The sequence below is a fragment of the Shinella sp. NM-101 genome (genome assembly GCF_021401195.1).
In the GTDB taxonomy this organism is placed as follows: domain Bacteria; phylum Pseudomonadota; class Alphaproteobacteria; order Rhizobiales; family Rhizobiaceae; genus Shinella.
The window spans coordinates 279,101-301,178 of record NZ_JACBFT010000004.1 but is presented as its reverse complement, the minus strand read 5'-3'; the positions used below and the strand labels follow the sequence as shown (position 1 = coordinate 301,178).

General features: G+C 68.7%; 19 protein-coding genes and 1 pseudogene. 11 read left to right on the top strand and 9 right to left on the bottom strand.

Annotation, left to right across the window (positions count from 1 at the left end; translation table 11 throughout):
* Window positions 1-162: 162 nt before the first annotated feature.
* The 3 genes from L0976_RS10755 (at window position 163) to L0976_RS10745 (ending at window position 2,872) form a co-directional block, all read left to right on the top strand.
* Window positions 163-843: a GntR family transcriptional regulator gene (locus L0976_RS10755; protein ID WP_203320307.1), complete on the top strand. Its 681-nt coding sequence runs from the start codon at window positions 163-165 to the stop codon at window positions 841-843.
* A 31-nt stretch (window positions 844-874) separates the two neighbouring features.
* Window positions 875-1,204 (top strand): L-rhamnose mutarotase, encoded by a 330-nt coding sequence (locus tag L0976_RS10750; protein ID WP_234187284.1) that lies wholly within the window; start codon window positions 875-877, stop codon window positions 1,202-1,204.
* Between the two features lie 156 nt (window positions 1,205-1,360).
* The gene (locus tag L0976_RS10745; RefSeq protein ID WP_234187283.1) at window positions 1,361-2,872 is read left to right on the top strand and encodes a UxaA family hydrolase; all 1,512 of its coding nucleotides are present in this window, start codon (window positions 1,361-1,363) and stop codon (window positions 2,870-2,872) included.
* A gap of 21 nt (window positions 2,873-2,893) precedes the next feature.
* Here the strand turns inward: L0976_RS10745 and L0976_RS10740 are convergent, their stop codons facing one another.
* Window positions 2,894-3,085 (bottom strand): hypothetical protein, encoded by a 192-nt coding sequence (locus L0976_RS10740; RefSeq protein ID WP_234187282.1) that lies wholly within the window; start codon window positions 3,083-3,085, stop codon window positions 2,894-2,896.
* On the opposite strand from L0976_RS10740, the pseudogene L0976_RS28760 reads away from it, so the two are divergent.
* Window positions 3,085-3,180 (top strand): annotated as a pseudogene (locus L0976_RS28760) (altronate hydrolase); the annotation flags it as partial. The gene L0976_RS10740 and the pseudogene L0976_RS28760 overlap by 1 nt on opposite strands.
* A 324-nt stretch (window positions 3,181-3,504) precedes the next feature.
* Here L0976_RS28760 and L0976_RS10735 read toward each other — a convergent pair.
* On the bottom strand, window positions 3,505-4,533 hold the full coding sequence (locus L0976_RS10735; RefSeq protein WP_234187281.1) for an aldo/keto reductase: 1,029 nt from the start codon (window positions 4,531-4,533) through the stop codon (window positions 3,505-3,507).
* A 129-nt stretch (window positions 4,534-4,662) separates the two neighbouring features.
* Between L0976_RS10735 and L0976_RS10730 the strand changes: the two genes are divergently transcribed.
* Window positions 4,663-5,409 (top strand): SDR family NAD(P)-dependent oxidoreductase, encoded by a 747-nt coding sequence (locus L0976_RS10730; RefSeq protein ID WP_203320303.1) that lies wholly within the window; start codon window positions 4,663-4,665, stop codon window positions 5,407-5,409.
* Window positions 5,410-5,418: 9 nt separating this feature from the next.
* Here the strand turns inward: L0976_RS10730 and L0976_RS10725 are convergent, their stop codons facing one another.
* Genes L0976_RS10725 through L0976_RS10715 form a run of 3 tightly spaced genes read right to left on the bottom strand, consistent with a single transcriptional unit; the run spans window position 5,419 to window position 8,624 of the window.
* Window positions 5,419-6,522 carry a mannitol dehydrogenase family protein gene (locus L0976_RS10725; RefSeq protein WP_234187280.1) on the bottom strand — a complete coding sequence of 368 codons (1,104 nt, stop codon included), beginning with the start codon at window positions 6,520-6,522 and terminating at the stop codon, window positions 5,419-5,421.
* Between the two features lie 56 nt (window positions 6,523-6,578).
* Complete coding sequence (locus L0976_RS10720; protein ID WP_234187279.1) at window positions 6,579-7,859, bottom strand: L-fuconate dehydratase; 1,281 nt, start codon at window positions 7,857-7,859, stop codon at window positions 6,579-6,581.
* 30 nt (window positions 7,860-7,889) lie between these two features.
* A complete protein-coding gene (locus L0976_RS10715) occupies window positions 7,890-8,624 on the bottom strand; it encodes an SDR family oxidoreductase (RefSeq protein ID WP_203320300.1) in 735 nt (244 codons plus the stop codon).
* 183 nt (window positions 8,625-8,807) lie between these two features.
* Between L0976_RS10715 and L0976_RS10710 the strand changes: the two genes are divergently transcribed.
* The 3 genes from L0976_RS10710 to L0976_RS10700 all read left to right on the top strand — a co-directional run bounded on the left by L0976_RS10710 (window position 8,808) and on the right by L0976_RS10700 (window position 11,615).
* Complete coding sequence (locus L0976_RS10710) at window positions 8,808-9,596, top strand: IclR family transcriptional regulator (protein WP_234187278.1); 789 nt, start codon at window positions 8,808-8,810, stop codon at window positions 9,594-9,596.
* Window positions 9,597-9,688: 92 nt separating this feature from the next.
* Window positions 9,689-11,095: a PLP-dependent aminotransferase family protein gene (locus L0976_RS10705; RefSeq protein WP_234187277.1), complete on the top strand. Its 1,407-nt coding sequence runs from the start codon at window positions 9,689-9,691 to the stop codon at window positions 11,093-11,095.
* Between the two features lie 133 nt (window positions 11,096-11,228).
* On the top strand, window positions 11,229-11,615 hold the full coding sequence (locus L0976_RS10700; protein WP_234187276.1) for a DUF983 domain-containing protein: 387 nt from the start codon (window positions 11,229-11,231) through the stop codon (window positions 11,613-11,615).
* A gap of 37 nt (window positions 11,616-11,652) precedes the next feature.
* Here the strand turns inward: L0976_RS10700 and L0976_RS10695 are convergent, their stop codons facing one another.
* From L0976_RS10695 to L0976_RS10685, 3 genes are all read right to left on the bottom strand, one after another.
* Window positions 11,653-13,899, bottom strand: coding sequence for a methyl-accepting chemotaxis protein (locus L0976_RS10695; protein WP_234187275.1), 2,247 nt, complete (start codon window positions 13,897-13,899; stop codon window positions 11,653-11,655).
* A gap of 124 nt (window positions 13,900-14,023) precedes the next feature.
* On the bottom strand, window positions 14,024-15,628 hold the full coding sequence (locus L0976_RS10690) for an alpha/beta hydrolase-fold protein (RefSeq protein ID WP_234187274.1): 1,605 nt from the start codon (window positions 15,626-15,628) through the stop codon (window positions 14,024-14,026).
* The gene (locus L0976_RS10685) at window positions 15,622-17,817 is read right to left on the bottom strand and encodes a TonB-dependent siderophore receptor (protein ID WP_234187273.1); all 2,196 of its coding nucleotides are present in this window, start codon (window positions 17,815-17,817) and stop codon (window positions 15,622-15,624) included. Before L0976_RS10685 ends, L0976_RS10690 begins: the two co-directional genes overlap by 7 nt.
* 183 nt (window positions 17,818-18,000) lie before the next feature.
* Between L0976_RS10685 and L0976_RS10680 the strand changes: the two genes are divergently transcribed.
* From L0976_RS10680 to L0976_RS10670, 3 genes are all read left to right on the top strand, one after another.
* Window positions 18,001-18,873 carry an AraC family transcriptional regulator gene (locus L0976_RS10680; RefSeq protein ID WP_234187272.1) on the top strand — a complete coding sequence of 291 codons (873 nt, stop codon included), beginning with the start codon at window positions 18,001-18,003 and terminating at the stop codon, window positions 18,871-18,873.
* Window positions 18,874-18,980: 107 nt separating this feature from the next.
* Window positions 18,981-19,910 carry a bifunctional enoyl-CoA hydratase/phosphate acetyltransferase gene (locus L0976_RS10675; RefSeq protein WP_370643632.1) on the top strand — a complete coding sequence of 310 codons (930 nt, stop codon included), beginning with the start codon at window positions 18,981-18,983 and terminating at the stop codon, window positions 19,908-19,910.
* A complete protein-coding gene (locus tag L0976_RS10670) occupies window positions 19,907-21,016 on the top strand; it encodes an acetate/propionate family kinase (protein WP_234187271.1) in 1,110 nt (369 codons plus the stop codon). Before L0976_RS10675 ends, L0976_RS10670 begins: the two co-directional genes overlap by 4 nt.
* A 9-nt stretch (window positions 21,017-21,025) precedes the next feature.
* Here the strand turns inward: L0976_RS10670 and L0976_RS10665 are convergent, their stop codons facing one another.
* On the bottom strand, window positions 21,026-21,943 hold the full coding sequence (locus L0976_RS10665; RefSeq protein ID WP_234187270.1) for a hydrogen peroxide-inducible genes activator: 918 nt from the start codon (window positions 21,941-21,943) through the stop codon (window positions 21,026-21,028).
* Between the last annotated feature and the right edge of the window lie 135 nt (window positions 21,944-22,078).

The following is a 22,078-nucleotide window of genomic DNA, read 5'->3' as shown; positions in this document are numbered from 1 at the left end:
TATACGTAACACTAGTATTATAAGGCCGAAGTCCGCAATCCGGATTTTCGCAGGACCTGCGCAAACGGGGCCGGCCGGACCTTCCTTCCGGCGCGCACCCTTCGTTGACACCAGGGTAATCTGCTGTTCTGCTTGAACAGCCTTTCATGAAACACGGTGGCCATGGACATCGACGCATCCAATCTCAACCGGTCCCTTCCGCTGCGCGACCAGATCTACCACAAGGTCCGCGGCCTGATCGTCAGCGGCCAGATGAAGCCTGGAGAAGCGATCAACGAGATGGCCATCGCCCAGTCGCTCGGCGTGTCCCGCACGCCGGTGCGCGAGGCCGTCAAGCGTATCAGCGACGAGGGCCTCGTCAACGTCTTCGCGCAGACCGGCACCTTCGTCGCGCGCATCAGCATCCGCGACATCGAGGAGGCCTATGTCATCCGCAACGCGCTGGAAATGGAGAGCGCGCGGCGCGCCGCCGACAAGCTGACGCCGGCGCAGGCCGAGGCGCTGGAAGACAACATCGCCGCCCACCGCACGGCAATCGCCCGCGGCCGCTACAGCGACGCCATCCAGCTCGACGACATCTTCCACCGCACGATTGCCGAGGTGAACGGCTTCCACATGCTCTGGCGCGCGGTCGACATCTCCAAGGCGCAGATGGACCGCGGGCGCTACCTCGCCATCCCCAAGCCGGGCTATGGCGAGCAGACGATCCAGCAGCACCAGGCGATCCTGAAGGCCCTGCAGCGCCACGACGGCGAGGCGGCGGCGACCGCCATGCGCGAGCATCTCAACACCTCGCTCCGCAACACGCTGGAAGTCGCCGCCGCGAACAATGCCTTCGGCTGACCGGCCGGACACCTTTCCCACGGAGCATCACATGCAGCGAATGGGCCTGTGCATCGGGTTGAAGCCCGAGGCGATCGACGAATACAAGGCGCTGCACGCGGCCGTCTGGCCGGACGTGCTCGCCGTCATCAGCGCCGCCAATATCCGCAATTATTCGATCTTCCTGCGCGAGCCGGAGAACCTGCTCTTCGCCTACTGGGAATATCACGGCAGCGATTTTGCGGCCGACGCCGCCGAAATGGCCCGCTCGCCCGCCATGCGGAAATGGTGGGAGATCTGTGATCCGCTGCAGCAGCCGCTCGCCACCCGCACGGATGGCGAATGGTGGGCGCAGATGGTGGAAGTCTTCCACCACGACTGACCGGCCGCCGCCGCTTTCCTCTTCCCTTTCCGCCACACGGCCGCGATGCTGGCGTCGACGCGCGCCTGCGCTTGACCGCGCGGTCACTGTTATATTAGTATTCAAATATCACGAACTCCATCGCGGGGCGCCTGCGCCGATCCGCCCGAGCATGCCATGGCCCGTTTCATCCAGCTTTCCGCCGCCGACAACATCGTCCTGGTGACCGACCCGTTCAATCCCGGCGACCGCGCGGGGCCCGTCGCGGCGACCGCGCGCATCCCGCGCGGCCACAAGATGGCGATCACGGCGATCGGCAGGGACCAGCCGGTCGTCAAGTACGGCCAGGTCATCGGCTTTGCGAAGGACGCCATCTCGCCCGGCGACTGGGTGCACGAGCACAATGTCTACGTCCACAGCTTCGAGCGGAACTACATGTTCGGCGAGGGACTGAAGGAGACGCCGGTGCTGCCGGAGGCCGAGCGCGCCACCTTCCTCGGCTACCGCCGCGCCAGCGGCAGGGCCGGCACGCGCAACTACGTGGCCGTGCTGACCTCGGTGAACTGTTCGGCGAGCGCCGCGCGCTTCATCGCGGAGGAGGTAAACAGGTCCGGCATCCTCGCCGACTATCCGAATGTCGACGGCGTCATCTCGCTGGTCCACGGCACGGGCTGCGGCCTCGATGTCAACGGCGAGGCGCATGACATGCTCAAGAAGACGCAATGGGGCTTTGCGACCAACCCGAATGTCGGCGGCGTGCTGATGGTCGGCCTCGGCTGCGAGGTGTTCCAGATCCCGCGCTGGATGAAGGCCTATGGCGTGGAGGAGACCACCACCTTCCGCACCCTGACGATCCAGGAGACCGGCGGCACGCGCAAGACGGTGGAGGCGGGCGTGAAGGCGATCGTCGACATGCTGCCGGCGGTGAACGCCCATACGCGCACCCCCGTCCCCGCCTCCGAGCTCGTCCTGGCCCTCCAGTGCGGCGGCTCGGACGGCTATTCGGGCATCACCGCCAATCCGGCGCTGGGCGCGGCCGTCGACCTTCTCGTCGCCCAGGGCGGCACCGCCATCCTGTCGGAGACGCCGGAAATCTACGGCGCCGAGCATCTCCTCACCCGCCGCGCCGAAAGCCGCGCGGTCGGCGAGAAGCTCGTCGAGCGCATCCGCTGGTGGGAGGACTACACCGCCCGCCACAACATGGAGATGAACAACAACCCCTCGCCCGGCAACAAGCTCGGCGGCCTCACGACGATCCTCGAAAAATCGCTCGGCGCGGCGGCCAAGGGCGGCTCGACGAACCTGCGCGCCGTCTTCGAATATGCCGACCCGGTGGATGCGTCAGGCCTCGTCTTCATGGACACGCCCGGCTACGACCCGGTGTCGGCGACCGGGCAGGTCGCGGGCGGCGCCAACATCCTGTGTTTCACCACCGGCCGGGGCTCGGCCTTCGGCTGCAAGCCGACGCCCTCCATCAAGCTCGCTTCCAATTCCCACATCTACGAGCAGATGCGCGAGGACATGGACATCGACTGCGGCGACGTGCTGGACGGCGTGTCGCTGGAGGACAAGGGCCGGCAGATCTTCGACCTCATCCTGAGGACCGCGTCGGGCGAGCGCACGAAATCCGAACAGCTCGGCTACGGCGACCTCGAATTCGTGCCCTGGAACATCGGCGCGACGATGTGATGCGGGCGGGGCCGCCGCCGTTCAGGCGGCGAGGTCCTCGCGCTCCAGCGTTTCCGAGAGGTCGGCGGGAATAACTTCTTCGAACCAGCCGACAGTCTGCCGGACCTGCCCGGCGTCGCGCGGGCCGATCAACACGGTGGTGACGGCGGGATGGCGCAGCGGATACTGGATCGCGGCAGCCGCAAGCGGCACGCGGAAGCGCACACAGGCCATTGCTGAAGATCGCGTCGGGCGAGCGCACGAAATCCGAACAGCTCGGCTACGGCGACCTCGAATTCGTGCCCTGGAACATCGGCGCGACGATGTGATGCAGGCGGGGCCGCCGCCGTTCAAGCGGCGAGGCTCTCGTGCTCCAGCGTTTCCAGAACTCGGCGGGAATGTCCTCTTCGAACCAGCCGGCAGTCTGACGGACCTACCCGGCGTCGCCCGGCCGATCAGCACGGTGGTGACGGCATGGCGCAGCAGATACTGGATCGCGCCGCAGCAAGCACCACGCCGAAGCGCGCACGGGTCACGGCAGAAGTCCCCGTCGGACGAGGGCACGAAATCCGAACAGTCTGGCTATCGCGATCTCGAATTCGTGCCCTGGAACATCGGCGCGACGATGTAATGCGGGCGGGGGCCGCCGCCGTTCAGGCGGCGAGGCCTTCGTGCTCCAGCGTTTCCCAGAGCTCGGCCGGAATGTCCTCTTCGAACCAGCCGGCATTCTGCCGGACCTGCCCGGCGTCGCGCGGGCCGATCAGCACGGTGGTGACGGCGGGATGGCGCAGCGGATACTGGATCGCCGCCGCCGCGAGCGGCACGCCGAAGCGCGCGCAGGCCGCCGCGAGCGCGTCGACCCGCCTTGCCACGTCCTCGGGCACGTCCTGATAATTGAACTTGCGGTGGCCGCCGGGACCGGCGGCAAGGATGCCGGAATTGAACACGCCGCCGATCATGATGCCCATGCCGGCCTGCCGGGCCTTTTCCAGGAGGGCGAGCGCGTTCTGCTCCAGAAGCGTGTGGCGGCCGGCCAGCAGCGTGCAGTCCAGCGCGGCTTCGTTCATCGCGTCGAGCACGATGTCGGCCTCGTTGACGCCGAGGCCGAAGCCGGCGATGAGCCCGGCGCCGCGCAATTCCTCCAGCGCGCGGAAGCCGCCGCCCTTCGTCAGCGCCGTCCAGTGCGCCGCCTGCGCCGCGCCGTGCGTGACGCGGCCGATGTCGTGCACGAAGAGGAGATCGAGCCGTTCCAGGCCGGTGCGCTGGCCGCTGTCGTCGAAGCTGCGCATGATCGCGTCGTAGGAATAGTCGAAGACCTCGCGGAACGGCAGGCCGTTGTGCCAGCCGGAATCGAGCGCGTTCTTCGGCGGCGCGGGCGGCAGGTCGCGGCCCGGACGCTCGCGCGCCATCAGCCGGCCGACCTTCGTGCTGACCGTGAAGGGCGCGTCCTCCCCCGCCTTCTCGCGCAGGAAATGGCCGAGCAGGTGCTCGGCGCGGCCAAGGCCGTACATCGGCGCGCTGTCGAAATGGCGGATGCCCGCCTGCCAGGCCGCCTCCAGCGCCGAAAGCGAGGCCTCCGCCGAAACGGGCGCATAGAGCCCGCCCATGGCGGCCGTGCCCATGCCGAGCGCCGTCACCGTCAGCCCCGTGCGCCCCACCGTCCTCGTATCGCCGACCCGCATGAAACCCTCCTCGCCGGGCCGCGCGAAAATCGCCGGCCGCTCTTGCCGTCATTGTTACACTAATATAATAGCTGAGATCAAGGCGGCGCTTCGGCGCCGGAGGAGAAGAAGCGGAAGGCGGAGGAAGCCATGAACCAGATCGATCTATCAGGCCAGCACGCGGTGGTGACGGGCGGCGCGCAGGGGCTCGGCTTCGCCATGGCGAGGCGCATCGTCGCCTCCGGCGCCACCGTCACCCTCTGGGACATCGACGAGGACCTGCTTGCCTCCGCCCGCGCCGCCCTTGGCGACGCGGCGACCACCGTCGCCGTCGACATATCAGACTGGGACCGGGTCGACGCGGCCCGCCGCAGGACCGAGGAGATCGCCGCGCCCGCCTCCCTGCTCGTCAATTCCGCCGGCATCGCCGGCGCGGCCGCACCGCTCGACACCTATGACGTGGCGATGTGGAAGAAGATCATCGACATCAACGTCAACGGCACCTTCTACGTCAACCGCGCCCTCGTGCCCGGCATGAAGGAGCGCAACTACGGCCGCATCGTCAACATCGCCTCGGTCGCCGGCAAGGAGGGCAATCCCAACGCCGCCGCCTATTCGGCCTCCAAGGCCGCCGTCATGGGGCTGACGAAGTCGCTCGGCAAGGAACTCGCCGGCTACGACATCGCCGTCAACTGCATCACGCCGGCCACCGCCCAGACGCGCATCCTCGAACAGCTCACGCCGGAATTCATCGAATACATGCGCTCGCGCATCCCGCGCGGCCGGTTCCTCGAGGTCGACGAGGCCGCCGCCATGGTCGCCTGGCTGCTCTCCAAGGAGAACAGCTTCACCACCGCCGCGACCTTCGACCTGTCGGGCGGGCGCACCACCTACTGACGCCGGCCCTCAGGCGCCGCGCCCAGCGATGGCGGCAAGGCGCGGCTGGCGCAAGGCGCCGTCCGTCGCGCCGGCAAGATCGAGGAAGGCGCCGATGCGGCGCTCGATCTTCTGCGCATGGTTCTGCGCGATGTCGGCCAGCCGATGATCGAGGAAGGGATTGGCGAAGCGTTCGAGCGTGACGGCCATGTAGCGCTCCGCCGCATCCGCCTGCCCGAGCCGCGCGAAGACCGGCAGCACCTCCTCGCGGTAGATCGCGGCAAGCGCCTCCCCCACCTCGGGAAGGGCGATGAAGGCGCGCACGACCGGATCGCCCTGCCCGCCCCGGCGTTGCCAGATGTCAACCAACACGGTGTGGCCGAGATTGAGGATATGCAGCTTCAGCCGCTCGATTGCCGCGAGGTCGTCGACCATCTCGATGGCCGGATGGACAGCGGGCGGAACGACGCCCGGCGCCTTCTGGATGGCCCAGAGCGCATAGGGCTCGGCGACCGCGCCGGCCGGCTCCAGCGGTGCCGAGACGATGCGGTCGACGAGGCTGCAGGCCCAGGTGACGCCGTCCTCGATATAGGAGACGAGCGCCGGGGCGCTGCCGCGCCGCGCCGCGACCGAGAGCACGGCCTCCTTCAGCACCCTGCCGTTGTCGACCACCAGTTCCATCGGCATCACGACGAGCGGCGCGCCGCCGGCGGCATGGCGGGCGGCGAGAAGGTGGAAGAGCTTGGCGGGAAAGCTCATCGCCGGATCATAGTCTTGCGCGGCGTCGTCGGGCCGGGGCTGGTAGCCGGCATCGCCCGTGTTGGAGAGGACGAATTCGGCTTCCTCGACGAAGACCCGCACGACCTGCGCCCAGTCGCTCGCCGCCGAAAGGCCGCGCTTGACGGAGGTGACGGTCCGCGTCTCGTCGACAGGGCGCCCCTCCCAAAGCCCGCGGATGCGGACCGGGTAACCCCCGGGCGCGGCGAGCGCGGCAAGCCTTCGCCCGCGCGCGGCATCGCCCGAGGTCTGGACGACGGTGATACCCCGCGCCGGGCGTGCCTCGGACAGGAAGAGGTCCGCATGGGCCTGCAGGAACCGGCTGGTGCCGAACTGGATGACGGGCGTCTTCACCATGGCCTCCGCCGGCCGGAGCGGTTGAAGGGAGGATCGTCGCGGCGCCGCATGGAAGGTCAGCCCTTGCCGAATGTGTGGGCGGCGATCGACTGCGGCTTCATCTCGATGGAGAAGCCCGGCCGCGTCGGCGGCATGTAGGCGGCGTTCTCGATGCGGCAGGGGTCGATGAAGTGCTCGTGCAGATGGTCGACATATTCGATCACCCGGCCCTCCTTCGTGCCCGAGACGGCGATGTAGTCGATCATCGAGAGGTGCTGGACATATTCGCAGAGCCCGACGCCGCCGGCATGCGGCCAGACGGGCAGGCCGTATTTCGCCGCCATCAGCAGCACTGCCAGCACCTCGTTGAGGCCGCCCATGCGGCAACTGTCGATCTGCACGATGTCGATCGCGCCGCCGGCGATCATCTGCTTGAAGACGATGCGGTTCTGGCACATCTCGCCGGTCGCCACCTTGACGGGGCGCACCGCCTCGCGGATCGCCCTGTGGCCGGCAATGTCGTCCGGGCTCGTCGGCTCCTCGATGAAGAAGGGCCGGTAGGGCGTGAGCGCCCTCACCCATTCGATCGCCTGCCCGACCTCCCAGACCTGGTTGGCGTCGATCATCAGGTAGCGCTCGTCGCCGATCTCCTCGCGGGCGATGCGCAGGCGGCGCCTGTCGTCCTCCAGGTCGCGGCCGACCTTCATCTTGATATGGTTGAAGCCCTGCGCGACGGCCTCGCGGCAGAGGCGGCGCAGCTTGTCGTCGTCGTAGCCGAGCCAGCCGGCCGAGGTCGTGTAGCAGGCATAGCCTTCCTTTTCGAGCGTTACGATGCGCGCGGCCTTGCCGGCCTCCGCCTTCTTCAGGATCGCCAGCGCCTCCTCAGGCTTCAGCGCATCCGTCAGGTAGCGGAAGTCGACGATGGAAAGAATCTCCTCCGGGCTCATCTCGGCGACGAGGCGCCAGACGGGCTTGTCCGCCTCCTTGGCCAGAAGGTCCCAGACGGCATTGACCACGGCGCCGGTCGCAAGATGCATGGCGCCCTTGTCCGGGCCGATCCAGCGGAGCTGGCTGTCGCCCGTCACATGCCGCCAGAAGCGGCCGGGATCGTCGCGCACCCAGTCGAGGTCGAGGCCGACCACCAGATGCGCCAGGGCATCGATGGCCGCGCAGCAGATCTCGTTGCCGCGGCCGATGGTGAAGGTGAGGCCGTGGCCTTCCAGCCCGGCGCTGTCCGTGCCGAGCACGACATAGGCGGCCGAATAATCCGGGTCCGGGTTCATCGCATCCGAGCCGTCGAGGCTTTGCGAGGTGGGAAAGCGCAGGTCGATCGAACGCAGGCTGGTGATCTTTGTCATGGAGGCGTCCCCGCAACGGCCCTTAGTGTGTCAGATGGTCCAGCCGCCGTCGATGGCATAGGCCTGGCCGGTCGTGTAGGTGGCGCCGGCGAGATAGACGGCAAGGTCCGCGATCTCCTCCGGCGTGCCGATGCGGCCGATGGGCTGGCGGGCGATGAAAGCGGCGCGCGCCGTCTCGTAGTCGCCCTGCGCCCGCAGGCGATCCTGCAGCGAGGGGCTTTCCACCGTGCCGGGGCAGATGCAGTTGCAGCGGATGCCCTGCGCCACATAGTCCGCAGCGACCGACTTCGTGAGGCCGACGACGGCGGCCTTGGTGATGGTGTAGGCGGCGCGGTTCGGCACGCCCTTCATGCTGGAGGCGACGGAGGCCATGTTGACGATGGCCCCGCTCCCGCGCTCCAGCATCGCCGGCAGGACCGCGCGGATGGTGCGGACCATGGCGCGCAGGTTGAGGTCGAAGGCGAAGTCGAGGTCGCCGTCCGTCATGTCGAGAATCGTGCCGGCATGGACGAAGCCGGCGCAGTTGAACAGCACGTCGAAGGGACCGGTCGCGGCCACGACGCGCGCCACCGCCTCGTCGCTGAGGACGTCGAGCCCATGGGTCTCGATGCCCTTCTCGCCGGCAAGGCCCTTCAGCGCCTCTTCATTGACGTCGGTCGCGACGACCGAGGCGCCGGCGCGGGCAAAGGCGATGGCGCTTGCCCGGCCGATGCCCTGGCCGGCGGCGGTGAGGAGGACGCGCTTGTTCTGAAGGGAAAGGGACATGGGATCTCCTTGGAATACGCGCCGATCCGATCGCCATGTCGTGCCGCTGGACCGGACGTGATCGCTACATTATTCATAGACAAACCATTTATTCATCACCGTCAAGCCGAAAGCGGCGTTTGCGCAATTGTCTCGCGGTGTTCTGACGTATATGAATTCATCAATTCACCAGAGGAAGATCGGGTGACCGACGAGGACAACGACCGCTACAGGGCTCCGGCGCTCGACAAGGGCCTCGACATCCTCGAACTGCTGGCCGGGGTGGACGGCGGCCTGACGCAGGCGGAGATCGCCCGGCGGCTGGAGCGCAGCCCCAACGAGTTCTACCGCATGCTCGACCGGCTGGTGAAGCGCGGCTACGTCACGCGCATCGACGGCGACCGCTTCTCGCTGACGCTGAAGCTCTTCGGCCTCGCCCAGCTCCACGCGCCGGTCCGCCGCCTCGTCTCCTTCGCCGTGCCGCTGATGCGCACGCTTACCGAGGCGTCGCGGCAAGCCGGCCAGCTCGTCGTCTTCGACCGCGGCAATCCCGTCGTCATCGCCCAGCAGGAGGCGCCGGGCTACTGGGGCATCTCCATCCGCGTCGGCTCGCGCATCGGCCTCTTCGACACCGGCTCGGGCCATGTGCTCCTCGCCTTCCGCGCCCCGGCCGAGCGCGAGCGCATGATCGCCGAGCATGTCGGCGACAGCGGCCCGGACGGCCGCGTGACGGCGGAATTCCTGGCCCGCCTCGATCTCATCCGCACGCGCGGCTACGAGATGATGCCGAGCGCCCAGACGGCCGGCGTCATCAACCTGTCCGCTCCGGTGCTCGGCGCGGATGGTACGGCCGTCGCGGCGCTCACCGTGCCCTATATCACGCTGATCAACACGCCGGGGGCGCCCGATATTTCCGCCACCATCCAGTTGCTCACGCAAACCGCCGGCAAGCTCTCCGACATGGCCGGCGCCGGCACGGGGACGCACGCCTGACCGCTTGCGACGCTTTGTCCGCGAACGGCGGATGACAGGAGAGGATACAGGCAATATACCGTCAATAGTCCCGCGGCCTGGAACCCTTTGACATGAAGAACTGGCATCCCGACCTCAGCCGCAGCAGCAGCCCGCTCTACATGGCCATCGCCGACCTCGTGGAGATGGACCTGCGCAGCGGGCACCTTTCGGCCGGCGACAAGCTGCCGACGCATCGCGAGCTCGCCCGGCGCCTCGCCGTCGACGTCACCACCGTCGCGCGCGGCTACCTGGAGGCGCAGAAGCGCGGGCTCGTGCAGTCGCATGTCGGCCGGGGAACCTTCGTGGCTGGCAGGCCGGATGCCGCACGCGGCGGCCTGCCGGCGGAAGCGGCGCCCGATGCGCGGCGCGCCGGCGCCGCCGACCCCTCGATGAACATGCCGCCGGAACCGGACGACCCGGAGCTCCTCGCCCGCATGCGCGACGGCCTGTCGGCGGTGGCGGCCGATCTGGTGCCGCTCCTGCGCTACCAGGGCTTCGGCGGCGCGGCGATGGACCGGGAAGCGGCCGCCGCATGGCTCGGCCGCCGGGGCCTGACGCCGCCGCACGAGCGCATCTTCACCGTGCCGGGCGCCCATCCGGCGTTGCTCGCCATCCTCGGCACCCTCGCACGGCCGGGCGACACGGTGCTTTCGGAAGACATCACCTATCCCGGCATGCGCTCGATCGCCGCGCAGCTCCGCCTGCGGCTTTGCGGCCTGCCGATGGACGCGGACGGCATCCTGCCGGAGGCGTTCGCCGCCGCCTGCGCGCGCGCGGCCCCAAAGGCGCTCTACCTCAACCCGACGCTGCACAATCCCCTGACGCTGACCATGCCCGCCGCGCGGCGCGCCGAGATTGCGGCCGTGGCGCGCCAGCATCGCGTGCCGATCATCGAGGACGACGCCTACGGCTTCCTTCCGGCCGAAGGGCCGGCCCCGCTCGCCGCGCACGCGCCCGACCTCACCTGGCATGTCGCCGGCCTGTCGAAATGCCTCGGCGCCGGCCTTCGCCTCGCCTATGTGGTGGCGCCCGACGACAGCCGCGCCATCTGGTCCTTCGCCGGGGCGATGCGGGCGGGCAACGTCATGGCCTCGCCGCTGACGACGGCGCTCGCCACGCGCTGGATCGAGGACGGCACGGCCGATGCGATCCTGCGCTTCCTGCGCGGCGAGGCCGCCGCGCGCCAGGGGCTCGTCGCCGGCCTGCTGCCCGCCGGAAGCTACCGCGCCGACGCGACGAGCTTCAACATATGGCTGCCGCTGCCGCATGGCTGGACGCGCTCGATCTTCGGCACCTACATGCGCGCCTCCGACCTCGGCGTCGTGGCGAGCGACGCCTTCACCGTCGAGGGCACGCCGGCCGAAGCCGTCCGCGTCTGCCTCGGCGGGCCCCTCGCCCGGCCCGATCTCCAGACCGGCCTCGAATTCATGGCGCACGCGCTGGAAGGCCCGCCGGAGCTCTCCGGCTCCTTCTTCTAGCCCCCCAATCCGCTTTCCCACACAGGCCGCGTGGCCCGCCGCGCGCCTGCGTCAGTATGTCTGATCGACATATTGACTGCATGAATACATCTATATGACAGCATCATATGAATGGATTGAACGGAACAAAGCCATGGACAAGGACTATCCCCCGCTGCCGCCCATGCAGACCGGCGTGCGCGGCCGCTGCCCGCGTTGCGGCCAGGGGCATCTCTTCAAGGGGTTCCTGACGCTCGCACCGAAATGCGAGGCCTGCGGGCTCGACTATTCCTTCGCCGACCCGGCCGACGGCCCGGCCTTCTTCGTCATCTGCTTCGCCTGCGTGCCGAGCGTCCTGCTCGCCGTGTGGCTGGAGGTCGCCTTCAGCGCCTCCCTGCTGACGCAGGTCCTGGTGACCGGCCCGTTCATGCTCCTCACCTGCATACCGCCGCTCCGCCCGCTCAAGGGATGGCTGGTGGCGAGCCAGTATTTCTACAAGGCCGAGGAGGGCAAGCCGGTCCGCCGGCAGGAAGCCGGCTGACGGCGCACGCGGCGCTTGAGCCGCGTGCGGGAAACCCTCAGGCGGCGGCCCGGTGGCGCAGCGCCTCGGCCGCGCCGTTGACGGTGAAGCGCATCACCATGTCGCGCAAGGTGCCGGCCTCGTCGTTGAGCAGGCTGGCGGCGGCCGTGGTCTCCTCGACCATCGCCGCGTTCTGCTGCGTCACCTGATCCATGTTGTTGACGGCGACGTTGATCTCCTGCAGTCCGGCCGACTGTTCGCGCGCCGATGCGGAGATGTCCTGGATCAACCGGTTGACCGAAAGCACCTGCTCGGCGATGCGCGTCAGCGCGCTGCCGGTCTCGCCGACGAGCGTGACGCCTTCCTGCACCTGCGCGCTCGAAGCGGAGATCAGCGCCTTGATTTCCTTGGCCGCCTGGGCCGAGCGCTGCGCGAGCTCGCGCACCTCCTGCGCCACGACCGCAAAGCCCTTGCCGGCTTCCCCGGCGCGGGCCGCCTCGACGCCGGCATTGAGGGCGAGCAGGTTGGTCTGGAAGGCGATCTCATCGATGACGCCGATGATGCGGGCGACCTTTTCCGAGGAATCCTCGATGCCCTCCATGGCCGTGATCGCCTTGCGCACGACGGCGTTGGAGCGGTCGGCGTCGGCACAGGCCTCGTTGACCCTTGCCGCCGCGTCGCCCGCATTGCGGGTGCTGGTCTGCATCTGCTCGGCGATCTCGTTCATCGCCGCGGCGGTCTCCTCCAGGCTGGCGGCCTGCTGCTCGGTGCGGCGCGAGAGGTTGTCGGAGCTGCGGCTGATCTCGCCGATGCCGGCATTGAGCGAATGGACGGTGGCGTTGAGCTGCAGGATGGTGCGTTCCAGGCTGTCCATCGTGTCGTTGAAATTGTCGCGCAGCTCGACATAGGACGGCGGGAAGGCCTCGACGATGCGGCACGTGAGGTCGCCGCGCGCGAGATCGGCGAGCCCGCGGCCGAGCGCCTCGACGACCTTGCGCTGCTCCTCGGCGGCGCGGGCGCGCTCCGTCTCGCTCTGGCGCCTCTCGCTCTCGGTGAGCTGGCGCTGCTCGGCATTGGCGGCCTCCAGGCGGTGGCCGTCGGCCAGCCGGTGCCGGAAGGCTTCGAGGGCGACCGCGACCTTGCCGATTTCGTCGCTGCGCTCCTGCCCGGCGACCGGCTGCTCGAGCCGGCCCTCGGACATGCGCCCGACATCGCCGAGCAGCGAGGCCATCGGCCGCTGCACGAAGGTGCGCACCGCCAGAAGCAGCGAGCCAACGACGGCCGCCAGGATGAAGAGACCGCCGATCACGAGGATTTTCGTCTGTTCGTTGACGACGGACGAGATCGCCGTCGCCGGCACGTCGACCGCGACGGCCCAGCGGGCGTTGAGGCCGGGAAGCTCGAACGGACGGACGACGCGGTAGACGGTGCCGCCGTCGCTGCCGGCGACGCCTTCAAGCGTCACGGTCTCGCCCTTGCCGATGGCCGCCTTCACCTTCTCGGCGCCTTCGGCGGCATAGTCCTTCATGACCTGCGAGGCATCGGGCGCGGCCAGCCACTTGCCGCCGCCGGAGAGCAGGTAGACGCGGCCTTCGCCGAAGGGGCGCTCCGATTCCAGCGATTGCGCCAGCGTGCCGAGCCCGATGTCGAGGCCGGTGACGGCGACAAGGCGGCCGTCGACGATCACCGGCTGGGCGACGGTCATCATCAGGAGGTTGTTGGCGGCGGCTTCCTCGTAGGGCTCGGTGGCCGCCCCCTTCATGCTGGTCGCGGCGAGGCGGTAGTATTCCGCCTGCCGGTCGACGGCGGCGGGCCGTAGCATTTCGAGGCCGCCGGCGCCGCGGACCCAGTAGGGCGTGAAGACGCCGTCCGTGTTCGTGCCCTGAACCGCGTCGTCGGACGGGCCGCGCTTGCCGTCGAGCCCCTCTTCCGTGTCGACCATCCAGGCGCCGAAGACGAGATCGAACTTCTCGACCTGCGCCGGCAGCATGGCGGCGATCCGCGCGCGGTCGAGCCCGCCGCTGGCAATGCCCCGTTCGACCGCGCCGGCAAGGCTTCGGGCGGCGGCGGTGAGGGCTTCGATCTTGCCGCTCATCGCCTGCGCCCTCGCATCCGCCTCGGCCTCGGCCTGCTTGAGCGTGATCGCCACGGTGCGCTCGCGCACCTGCAGGATGACGACGACGAAGGTCGCCGCCAGGAAGCAGGCGATGGCGAGCGCGCTGACGGACAGCAGCTTGACGGCGAGCGACATGGAGGATTTCGGGGAGGTTTTCACGCGCGCGGAGGCAGCGGAGATGGTGGCCATGGGTGCGGTCCTGTCTCGCCGGGCAGCGGCGACGGTTGCAGGGGTGAGAAAAGCGTGTGCACCCTAGGCTGTGGGATCAGAATTAAAATTTGATAAAATTTCCTCCGCAGGAACCAGCAGTCCGCTAGGGCCGCCCGCCGCCGAAAAGCGCGACCAGGCCGTCCGAGATGACGCCCTGCCAGACGAGATAGTCATGGCCGCCGGCATAGTCGCGGTAGATGACGGGAATGCCCTTGGCCGCAAGCACGTCCCGCAGGTGCCGGCTGCTGTCGAGGATGCCGGCCGTCCCCTGCGAACCGGTCTCGAAAAGCCCCGCCGACAGGAAGAAGCGCAGCGGCAGCGCCGGCCCCGCGGCAACCAGCCCGGCCACATGCTCCTGCCGGTCCTCCGGCGTGCCGGGCGGGCTCCACCAGAACGAGCCGGACATGGCAAGGACATTGCCGAAGACCTCGGGGTGGCGCATGGCGACCGTCGCAGAGGCGAGCCCGCCATAGCTCGATCCGGCAAGCACCGTGCGACCGGCCGGCGCGTCGAGCCCGGTTTCCTTCGCCACCATCGGATGGAGCTCTTGCGCCATGAAATCGGCGAAGGCCGGATTGGCGGGCAGCTCGCGGGCGCGCGCGGCGCGGTCGGGATTGGCGACGAAGACCGCGACGACCGGCGGCACCGCGCCGGCGGCGATCATGTTGTCGAGGATGCGCGGCACTGGCACCCTTTCGAGATACTGGTCGGCATCGAAGACGTAGAGCAGGACCGTGTCCCTGCGCGCCGGATCGAAGCCGGCCGGCCGGTAGATCGCGATGTCGCGGCGATTGCCGAGGCGGGCGCTTTCGATGGAGAGCCGGGCGAGCGTCCCGGCGGGGCTGCCCCTCTCCGCCAGCCACGGCTGCGGCGGGGCATCGGCCAGCTCCAGCACGGAATCCTGGTTGTAGGCGTCGATCGCCTCCGCCGGCCAGGGGTGGCGGTTGAGCGGGTCGGCCCTCGCCGTCGAGAGTATGGCGACGCGCCGGTCGCGCGCGGTGCCCGGCACGTCGGGCACGTCGAAGGCGAGCTGGTAGGAAAGCCGCGTTGCCGCCGGCACCTCGAAGCTCTTGAACCAGATGTCCGAGCCTTCGAGGCGCTGCAGCTCCTCATGATCGCCGCTCGGCGCGCCGAACAGGCGGATATTGCGCTTCGCGCCCCGGCCGAGGAAGGTGACGATCCGGTATCCCTCCCGCCCGTCCTCGACGAGCGGCGTGCCGCGCGCCGCGGCCATGGCCCAGAAGGCGTCCGTGGACGTTCCGGCAGCGACGGCGGCGGCCTCGGCGGCGATGATGGGGCTGAGGTAATCGGGTGCCGGCGGCACCTGCTCGGCCGCCGCGAGCTTGCGCTCGACGGTGAGCGCATAGGCCCCCGCCGCCTGCATCGTCACGACCAGCCGCTCGTCCGGCCCCCCGGCGACGAACTGGAAATCCGCAACGCCCCCCGCCTTCTCCGCCAGCCGGCGCAGGTGCCCGCCGGCACCGTCGACGAGGTCGAGGTCGAAGCGACCCGAGGCGACGCGGAGCTGCCCCCTGACATAATCGCCGGCGGCAGTCCGGGGATCGAAGACCTGCCGCTCCTCCCCCTTGCCCGCGACGACAGCGCCGACCGGCAGGGCCACGGCCTGCGGCTCTTCGGCCGCGGACAGCCCGCTGGTGGAAAGCATCATGGCGAGCGCGCCGATCGAGGCGATCCTTCGCATCACCATTGCTTCTTCAGCGTCGCGACGATGCTGCGGCCCTCGCCGTAGAAGCAGGCATAGGCGCTGGCGCAGGAGGCGACGTAGCGCTCGTCCGCGATGTTCTTGACGTTGACCTGCAGCGACAGGCCCTTCAGGTCGGGATTGCGCGCGCCGAAATCGTAGGATGCCATCGCGTCGAACAGTGTCACGGCGCCCACCTTGAACGTGTTGGCGTTGTTGCCCCAGCTCGTGCCGATATAGCGCACGCCCCCGCCGAGCGTCAGCCCCTCCAGCGCGCCGCCGTCGAGCGTATAGGTCGCCCAGAGCGAGGCCTGGTGCTGCGGAATGCGCGCCGGCATCCTGCCGACCTCGCTGGCCGTCACCGATTCCTTCACGACCGAACTGATGAAGCTGTAGCCGGCGATCAGCGACAGGCTGTCATTGATCTCGGCGCGGGCGGACAGCTCGACGCCGTGATTGCGGATCCTGCCGGTCTGCGAGTAGACGGGAACGCCGCCCACCCACTGGCTGCCCACGACATCGTTCTGCGTCAGGTCGTAATAGGCCGCCGTCAGCAGGAGATCCGAGCCTTCCGGCGCATATTTGACGCCGACCTCGAACTGTTCGGCGGTCGTCGGCTTGAAGGCGGGCGCGCCGGCCGGGGGCAGGTAGAGCACCGGCTCGAAGGACGTGGCGTAGCTGACATAGGGCGCGATGCCGTTGTCGAAGGCGTAGAGCGCGCCGGCGCGCCAGGTCAGGGCGCCCTCGTCGTAGGACTGGTCGTTGTTGGCGGCAAGCCGGTCGTCGATGTCGGTCTGCGCCCAGTCGTAGCGCAGGCCCGCGAGCAGGTTCAGCCCGCCGATCTCCATCTGGTCCTGGAGATAGACGCCCGTCTGGCGCGCATCGACCGCCTGGAGGTCCGACGTCGCCAGCACCACGGAGCCGTAGTTGAAGCCGCCATAGTGCGGATCGGCGATATTGATGCTCGGCACCGGCGCGCGGCCCCACTGGTAGTCGCGCGTTCGGTACTGGTAGTCCACGCCGGCCAGCAGCGTATGCTCCGCCGCACCCGTCGAGAAGGTCGCCTCCATCTGGTTGTCGATGGTGAACTGGCCCCAGTTGTCCGTGCCGCCGCTCGCCGAGCGGCTGATGACCGTGTTGGCGCCGGTCAGCGGGTCGGCGCTGAGGCTGCCGTAGACGAGCGTGTGGTGCAGCCAGTCGAGATGGAGGTAGCGCGCGTTCTGGCGGAAGGTCAGGTTGTCGTTGAACTCGTGCCTGAACTCGTAGCCGATCCAGGCCTGCTCGCGCTCGGAGCGTTCGTAGTTCGGGTCGGAGACGAAGAAGTCGCGCGGCACGTAGCCGAAGCCGGGGATCGGCGTGACGGTACCGGCGGCGTCGAGGAAGTTGCGGTAGCCGGCATCCGGCTCGTTCTGGTATCCGCCGAGGATCGTCAGCGACGTGCCCTCGTCCGGCGACCAGATGAACGACGGGGCGATGGCGAGCGAGCGCCTTTTGGCGAAATCCTCCTGCAGGTCGCGCGAAAGCCCCGTGGCGGCAAGGCGGTAGCCGAAGGCGTCATCGAACGTGTCGGAAATGTCGAAGCCGGCGGAAATGGAGCGGTCCGTGCCGATGGAGAGCTCGGCCGCGCGCAAGGGCTCGCCGGTCGGCTTCTTGCTGACCATGTTGACGATGCCGCCCGGATTGGCCTGGCCGTAGAGCACGGAGGCCGGGCCGGAGATCAGCTCCACCCGTTCGAGAAGGTAGGGATCGATCCTGGCATAGGAGAGGTCTCCGCCGAGGAACAGGCCGTCAAGATATTTCGGCACATAGTAGAAGCCGCGCACGAAGAGCTCGTCGCGCAGGTTCGAGGCGCCGCGATACTCGGTGACGACGCCGGGCGTATAGCGCAGCGCCTCGGCGACGGACTGGACGTGCTGGTCCTCGATCTGGTCCTTCGCCACGACGCTGATCGTCTGCGGCGTCCTTGCGACCGGCGTATCGGTCTTGGTGCCCGAAAGGCTCTTCTTCGCGACATAGCCCTTGACCGGGCCGTCGCCCCGCTCGCCCGCGCCGCCCTCGACGACGATCGCCTCCAGCGTCGTGCCCGCCGGCGATTGCGTTCGCTCCTGCGCATGCGCATTCAGCGCAAAGACGCTTGCCGCCGCCAATAGCATGATGCGCCGCCGCCCGGGCGACAGCGAAAGAGTGCCCCACATTGTCCTGAACCCACACGCGATAGCCGGCCCGAGGCCGGTGATTAAACTTGATTAACGTAGTCAACTATGCCAGTAGCATGAGCCGGTTGTCGACCGCGAAGACTTATGCGCAGGCCGCAGAAAATTTCGCGGACGCGGCAGCCGGGTCATTCACGCGGGTGGGACGATGCACGGGGGCGCGTCTTGAACATCAGGATCAAACCGGACATTCCCGAGCACCTGTTCGTCGGCGCCATGGACGGCCCGGCCAGTTGCACGCCGGACGACGATTTCTACGACATCTGGCCGAAATTCCTGGTCATGGTGCTGCTGCAGGGCCAGCAGCATTTCGTGATGGACGGGGAGCATTTCCGCATCGATGCCGGCGACGAGGAGAGCCCCGCCCCGCGCGTCTTCATGCTGAACATCGCCCGGGCGTGCACAGTGCAGTTCGTCAACGAGAGCACGACGCCGCTGCGCAAGGTGATGATCTCCGCGCCGCTGCCCTGGATCGACCGGCTGATCCGCTCGCAGCCGACGAGCATGCCGCGGCTGCGGGCCTTCTTCGCGCGCCACCTCGCCACCTTCGACTTCGCGCCCAGCCGCCACCTGACGCAGATCGCCGAGCAGATCCTCAAGCCGCCGGCGGCGATGACGGGCGAACTGCTGACGCTCCACCGCAATTCCCACGCCTTCGACATCCTGTGCCAGGCCTGCTCCATCCTGGTGCAGGAGGAGACCGCGCCGCGCCAGCCGACGGCCCTTGGCCGGCGGCAAGGCGAGAAGGTGCGCGACTATATCCTCGCCCATGCCTGCGAGGGCCCGACGCTGGAGCGCATCGCCCGCGCGGTCGGCATCAGCACCTCCTCGATCCAGCGCCATTTCAAGGAACGCTTCGGCGTCACCGTGTCGGATTTCATCCGGCAGGAGCGGCTGGAAACGGCCCGCGCCGCGCTCGAACGGGACGGCATCCCGATCTCGCAGGCCGCCTATCTCGCCGGCTACCGCAACCCTTCCAGCTTCACCACCGCCTTCAAGAAGGCCTACGGCGTCTCGCCGAAGCACCGGCGGGCGTGACGACGGGGGCATCCGCCCGCCGGGGCATGTTTTGACGTCTTGACCCGGCATCCGGTCTTCCGCGATCCTGCGGCGCGACCGTACCTCCCAGGAGCCTTCCCGAACCGATGAGCACACAGACAGACGCGATCCTCGATCTTTGCCGTTCCCTGCCGCCGACGCGCACCGCGATCGTGCATCCGGTGACGGCAAATGTCGTGGCGGCAGCGGCGGAAGCCACGCGGGCGGGGCTGGTCGTCCCGGTCCTCGTCGGCCCGGCGGCCCGGATCACCGCCGCGGCGAAGGAGGCGGCGGTCGACATCGCCGGCTGGGAGATCGTCGACACCGAGCACAGCCATGCGGCCGCGGTGCGGGCGGCGGAGCTGGCGGCCGGCCGCCACGTCGCCGCCATCTCGAAGGGATCGCTCCACACGGACGAACTGCTCGGCGCGATCATCCGGGCCGATGCGGGCCTGCGCACGGAGCGGCGCATATCGCACTGCTACCTGATGAGCATCGCGACCTATCCAAAACCCTTCATCATCACCGACGCCGCCGTCAACATCCTGCCGGACCTTTCAGTGAAGGCCGACATCGTGCAGAATGCCGCTGACCTCTGGCGCGTGGTGTTCGGCGAGGCGCGGCCGGCCCGGGTGGCGGTGCTGGCGGCCGTCGAGACCGTCAATCCGAAGATGCAGGCGACGCTGGACGCCGCCGCGCTCTGCAAGATGGCCGACCGCCGGCAGATAACCGGCTGCCTGATCGACGGGCCGCTCGCCTTCGACAATGCCATCAGCCCGCAGGCGGCGCGGGAAAAGGGCATCGTCTCGGAGGTCGCGGGCGATGCCGACATCCTCCTCGTGCCCGACATCGAGGCCGGCAACATGCTGGCCAAGCAGCTCACCTTCCTCAGCGGCGCGGAAGCGGCGGGCATCGTGCTCGGCGCGCGCGTGCCCGTGGTGCTGACGAGCCGGGCCGACGACGAGCGCACGCGCCTCCTGTCGGCGGCGCTCGCGTCCCTCGTCGCCGATGCGAGAACGAAAGGCCTCATCAAGTGATCGACGTCCTGCTCGTACTCAACACCGGCTCGTCGAGCCTGAAATTCGAGGTCTTCGGCTACGAGCGGCTCGACAGGCTCGCCAAGGGCAAGGTCACCGGCATCGGCACCGCGGCGCGGCTCGGCGCGACGATCGAGGAAACCGGCGCGAGGATCGACCAGACGCTCGCGGAAAACGACCACGATACCGCCATGGGCGCGGTGATCGACCTCATCGACCGCTACGACGACGGCTGGCGCATGGTGGCGACGGTCCATCGCATCGTGCATGGCGGCGCCGACTTCGTCGAACCCGTGGTCGTCACGCCCGACATCCTGAAGCGGCTCGAAGCGCTGGTGCCGCTCGCTCCGCTCCACCAGCCCTACAATCTGGCCGGCATCGCTGCCTCGGACCGGCTGTCGGACGCCCCGGACATCGCCTGTTTCGACACCGCCTTCCATGCCGGCAACGCGCCGCTCTTCCGCGTCTTCGCCGTCGAGGCGGCGCTTCGCGACCAGGGCATCCGCCGCTACGGCTTCCACGGCGTCTCCTACGAATGGATTTCCCGCATGCTGGAGCGGGACCATCCGGAGCTGGCGCGCGGCCGGGTCGTCGTCGGCCATCTCGGCAACGGCGCGAGCCTGTGCGCCATGGCGGGCGGGCGCAGCGTCGACACGACCATGGGCATGACCGCGCTCGACGGCCTTCCGATGGGCAGCCGCGCCGGGGCGATCGATGCCGGGGCCGTGACCTACATGCTGCGAGACCTCGCCATGACGGTGGACGAGGTGGAGCACGCGCTCTACGAGCGGTCCGGCCTCAGGGGCCTTTCCGGCATCAGCAACGACGTGAAGACGCTGCTCGAAAGCGAGGATCCGCGCGCCGCCTTCGCGCTCGACTATTTCGTGCTCAAGGTGGCGCAGCACGCCGCGGCGATGGCGGTCTCCATGGGCGGCATCGATGCCTTCGTCTTCACCGGCGGCATCGGCGAGAACGCCGCGCCGGTGCGCGAGGCGGTCCTCGCCCGCCTTGCCTTCCTCGGCCCGTTCCGCCCGCTCGTCATTCCCGCCAACGAGGAGCGGATGATGGCGATCCATGCGAAGGCGCTGCTGGAGGCGCGCGGCTGAGCGTCCGCCTCACGCCGGCGGCAGGGCCTCGCCCCGCTTGCCGAGCCCGGCCTGCCGGACGATCTCGGCGACCTGGGCGAACTGCGCGGCGAGCGGATTGGTCTTTCGCCAGACCATGCCGATCGTCCGGGTGGGGCGAGGCTCGGCGAGCCGCGACACGCAGACGGCGGACGAGCGGATCTCGGTATCGACCGCCATCTGCGGGATGAGCGTGACGCCGATGCCGGCGCCGACCATCTGGACGAGCGTCGACAGCGAGCTTCCCTCCATCAGGTCGCGCGTCGCGGCGGCGGTGATGTTGCACACGGAGAGCGCCTGGTCGCGGAAGCAGTGCCCCTCCTCCAGCAGCAGCAGGCGCATCTCGTGCAGCCGCTCGGAAGCCGGCACCGGCTTGCCCGCGTCCTCCAGCGGCCGCACCAGCACGAATTCCTCCTCGAAGAGCGGGATCTCCTCCAGCGCGGGCTCGGAGATCGGCAGGGCGACGATGGCGACGTCGAGCCTGGCTTCCGCCAGGTCCTCGATGAGCCTTTGCGTGATCGCCTCGCGCGGGCGCGGATCGAGCCCCGGATAGAGCCGCGTCAGCGCCTTTATGACATCGGGCAGCAGATAGGGCGCGACCGTGGGGATGACGCCGAGCCGCAGGCGGCCGGCAAGCGGCCCGTGCGCCGCCCGCCCGAGGTCCTCCAGTTCATCCACGGCGCGCAGGATGGCGCGGGTGCGCCCGGCGAATTCCTCGCCGAGGCCCGTGAGGCGGATCTGCCGGCCGCCCCGTTCGACCAGCGGCGCGCCGATCAGGTCCTCCAGCTCGCGGATCTGCACGGACAGCGCCGGCTGCGAGATGGAGCAGCTTTCCGCCGCGCGGCCGAAATGGCCGATCCGGGCGAGCGCATCGAAATAGCGGAGATGTTTCATCGAGAGGCCGATCATAATTAAAACATATCGCAGCCTTTAGTTTTTACAATTGGAATTTATGGAACCGATTTGCTACTGCTGGGACACTCGGAAGACGCTCCCCCGCGGCGGCGGCCAAGAGGCGGCCCGCAAAAGCCCTTCCGGTATCCG

Bases quoted from the DNA above. Each gene is read 5' to 3' on its own strand.
- L0976_RS10690 (WP_234187274.1), bottom strand. From the start codon at position 15,628: ATGGTGATGCGAAGGATCGCCTCGATCGGCGCGCTCGCCATGATGCTT.
- L0976_RS10665 (WP_234187270.1), bottom strand. From the start codon at position 21,943: ATGATCGGCCTCTCGATGAAACATCTCCGCTATTTCGATGCGCTCGCC.
- L0976_RS10720 (WP_234187279.1), bottom strand. From the start codon at position 7,859: ATGACAAAGATCACCAGCCTGCGTTCGATCGACCTGCGCTTTCCCACC.
- L0976_RS10705 (WP_234187277.1), top strand. From the start codon at position 9,689: ATGAAGAACTGGCATCCCGACCTCAGCCGCAGCAGCAGCCCGCTCTAC.
- L0976_RS10745 (WP_234187283.1), top strand. From the start codon at position 1,361: ATGGCCCGTTTCATCCAGCTTTCCGCCGCCGACAACATCGTCCTGGTG.
- L0976_RS10755 (WP_203320307.1), top strand. From the start codon at position 163: ATGGACATCGACGCATCCAATCTCAACCGGTCCCTTCCGCTGCGCGAC.
- L0976_RS10685 (WP_234187273.1), bottom strand. From the start codon at position 17,817: ATGTGGGGCACTCTTTCGCTGTCGCCCGGGCGGCGGCGCATCATGCTA.
- L0976_RS10740 (WP_234187282.1), bottom strand. From the start codon at position 3,085: ATGGCCTGTGTGCGCTTCCGCGTGCCGCTTGCGGCTGCCGCGATCCAG.
- L0976_RS10750 (WP_234187284.1), top strand. From the start codon at position 875: ATGCAGCGAATGGGCCTGTGCATCGGGTTGAAGCCCGAGGCGATCGAC.
- L0976_RS10730 (WP_203320303.1), top strand. From the start codon at position 4,663: ATGAACCAGATCGATCTATCAGGCCAGCACGCGGTGGTGACGGGCGGC.
- L0976_RS10675 (WP_370643632.1), top strand. From the start codon at position 18,981: ATGAGCACACAGACAGACGCGATCCTCGATCTTTGCCGTTCCCTGCCG.
- L0976_RS10695 (WP_234187275.1), bottom strand. From the start codon at position 13,899: ATGGCCACCATCTCCGCTGCCTCCGCGCGCGTGAAAACCTCCCCGAAA.
- L0976_RS10725 (WP_234187280.1), bottom strand. From the start codon at position 6,522: ATGGTGAAGACGCCCGTCATCCAGTTCGGCACCAGCCGGTTCCTGCAG.
- L0976_RS10735 (WP_234187281.1), bottom strand. From the start codon at position 4,533: ATGCGGGTCGGCGATACGAGGACGGTGGGGCGCACGGGGCTGACGGTG.
- L0976_RS10700 (WP_234187276.1), top strand. From the start codon at position 11,229: ATGGACAAGGACTATCCCCCGCTGCCGCCCATGCAGACCGGCGTGCGC.
- L0976_RS10715 (WP_203320300.1), bottom strand. From the start codon at position 8,624: ATGTCCCTTTCCCTTCAGAACAAGCGCGTCCTCCTCACCGCCGCCGGC.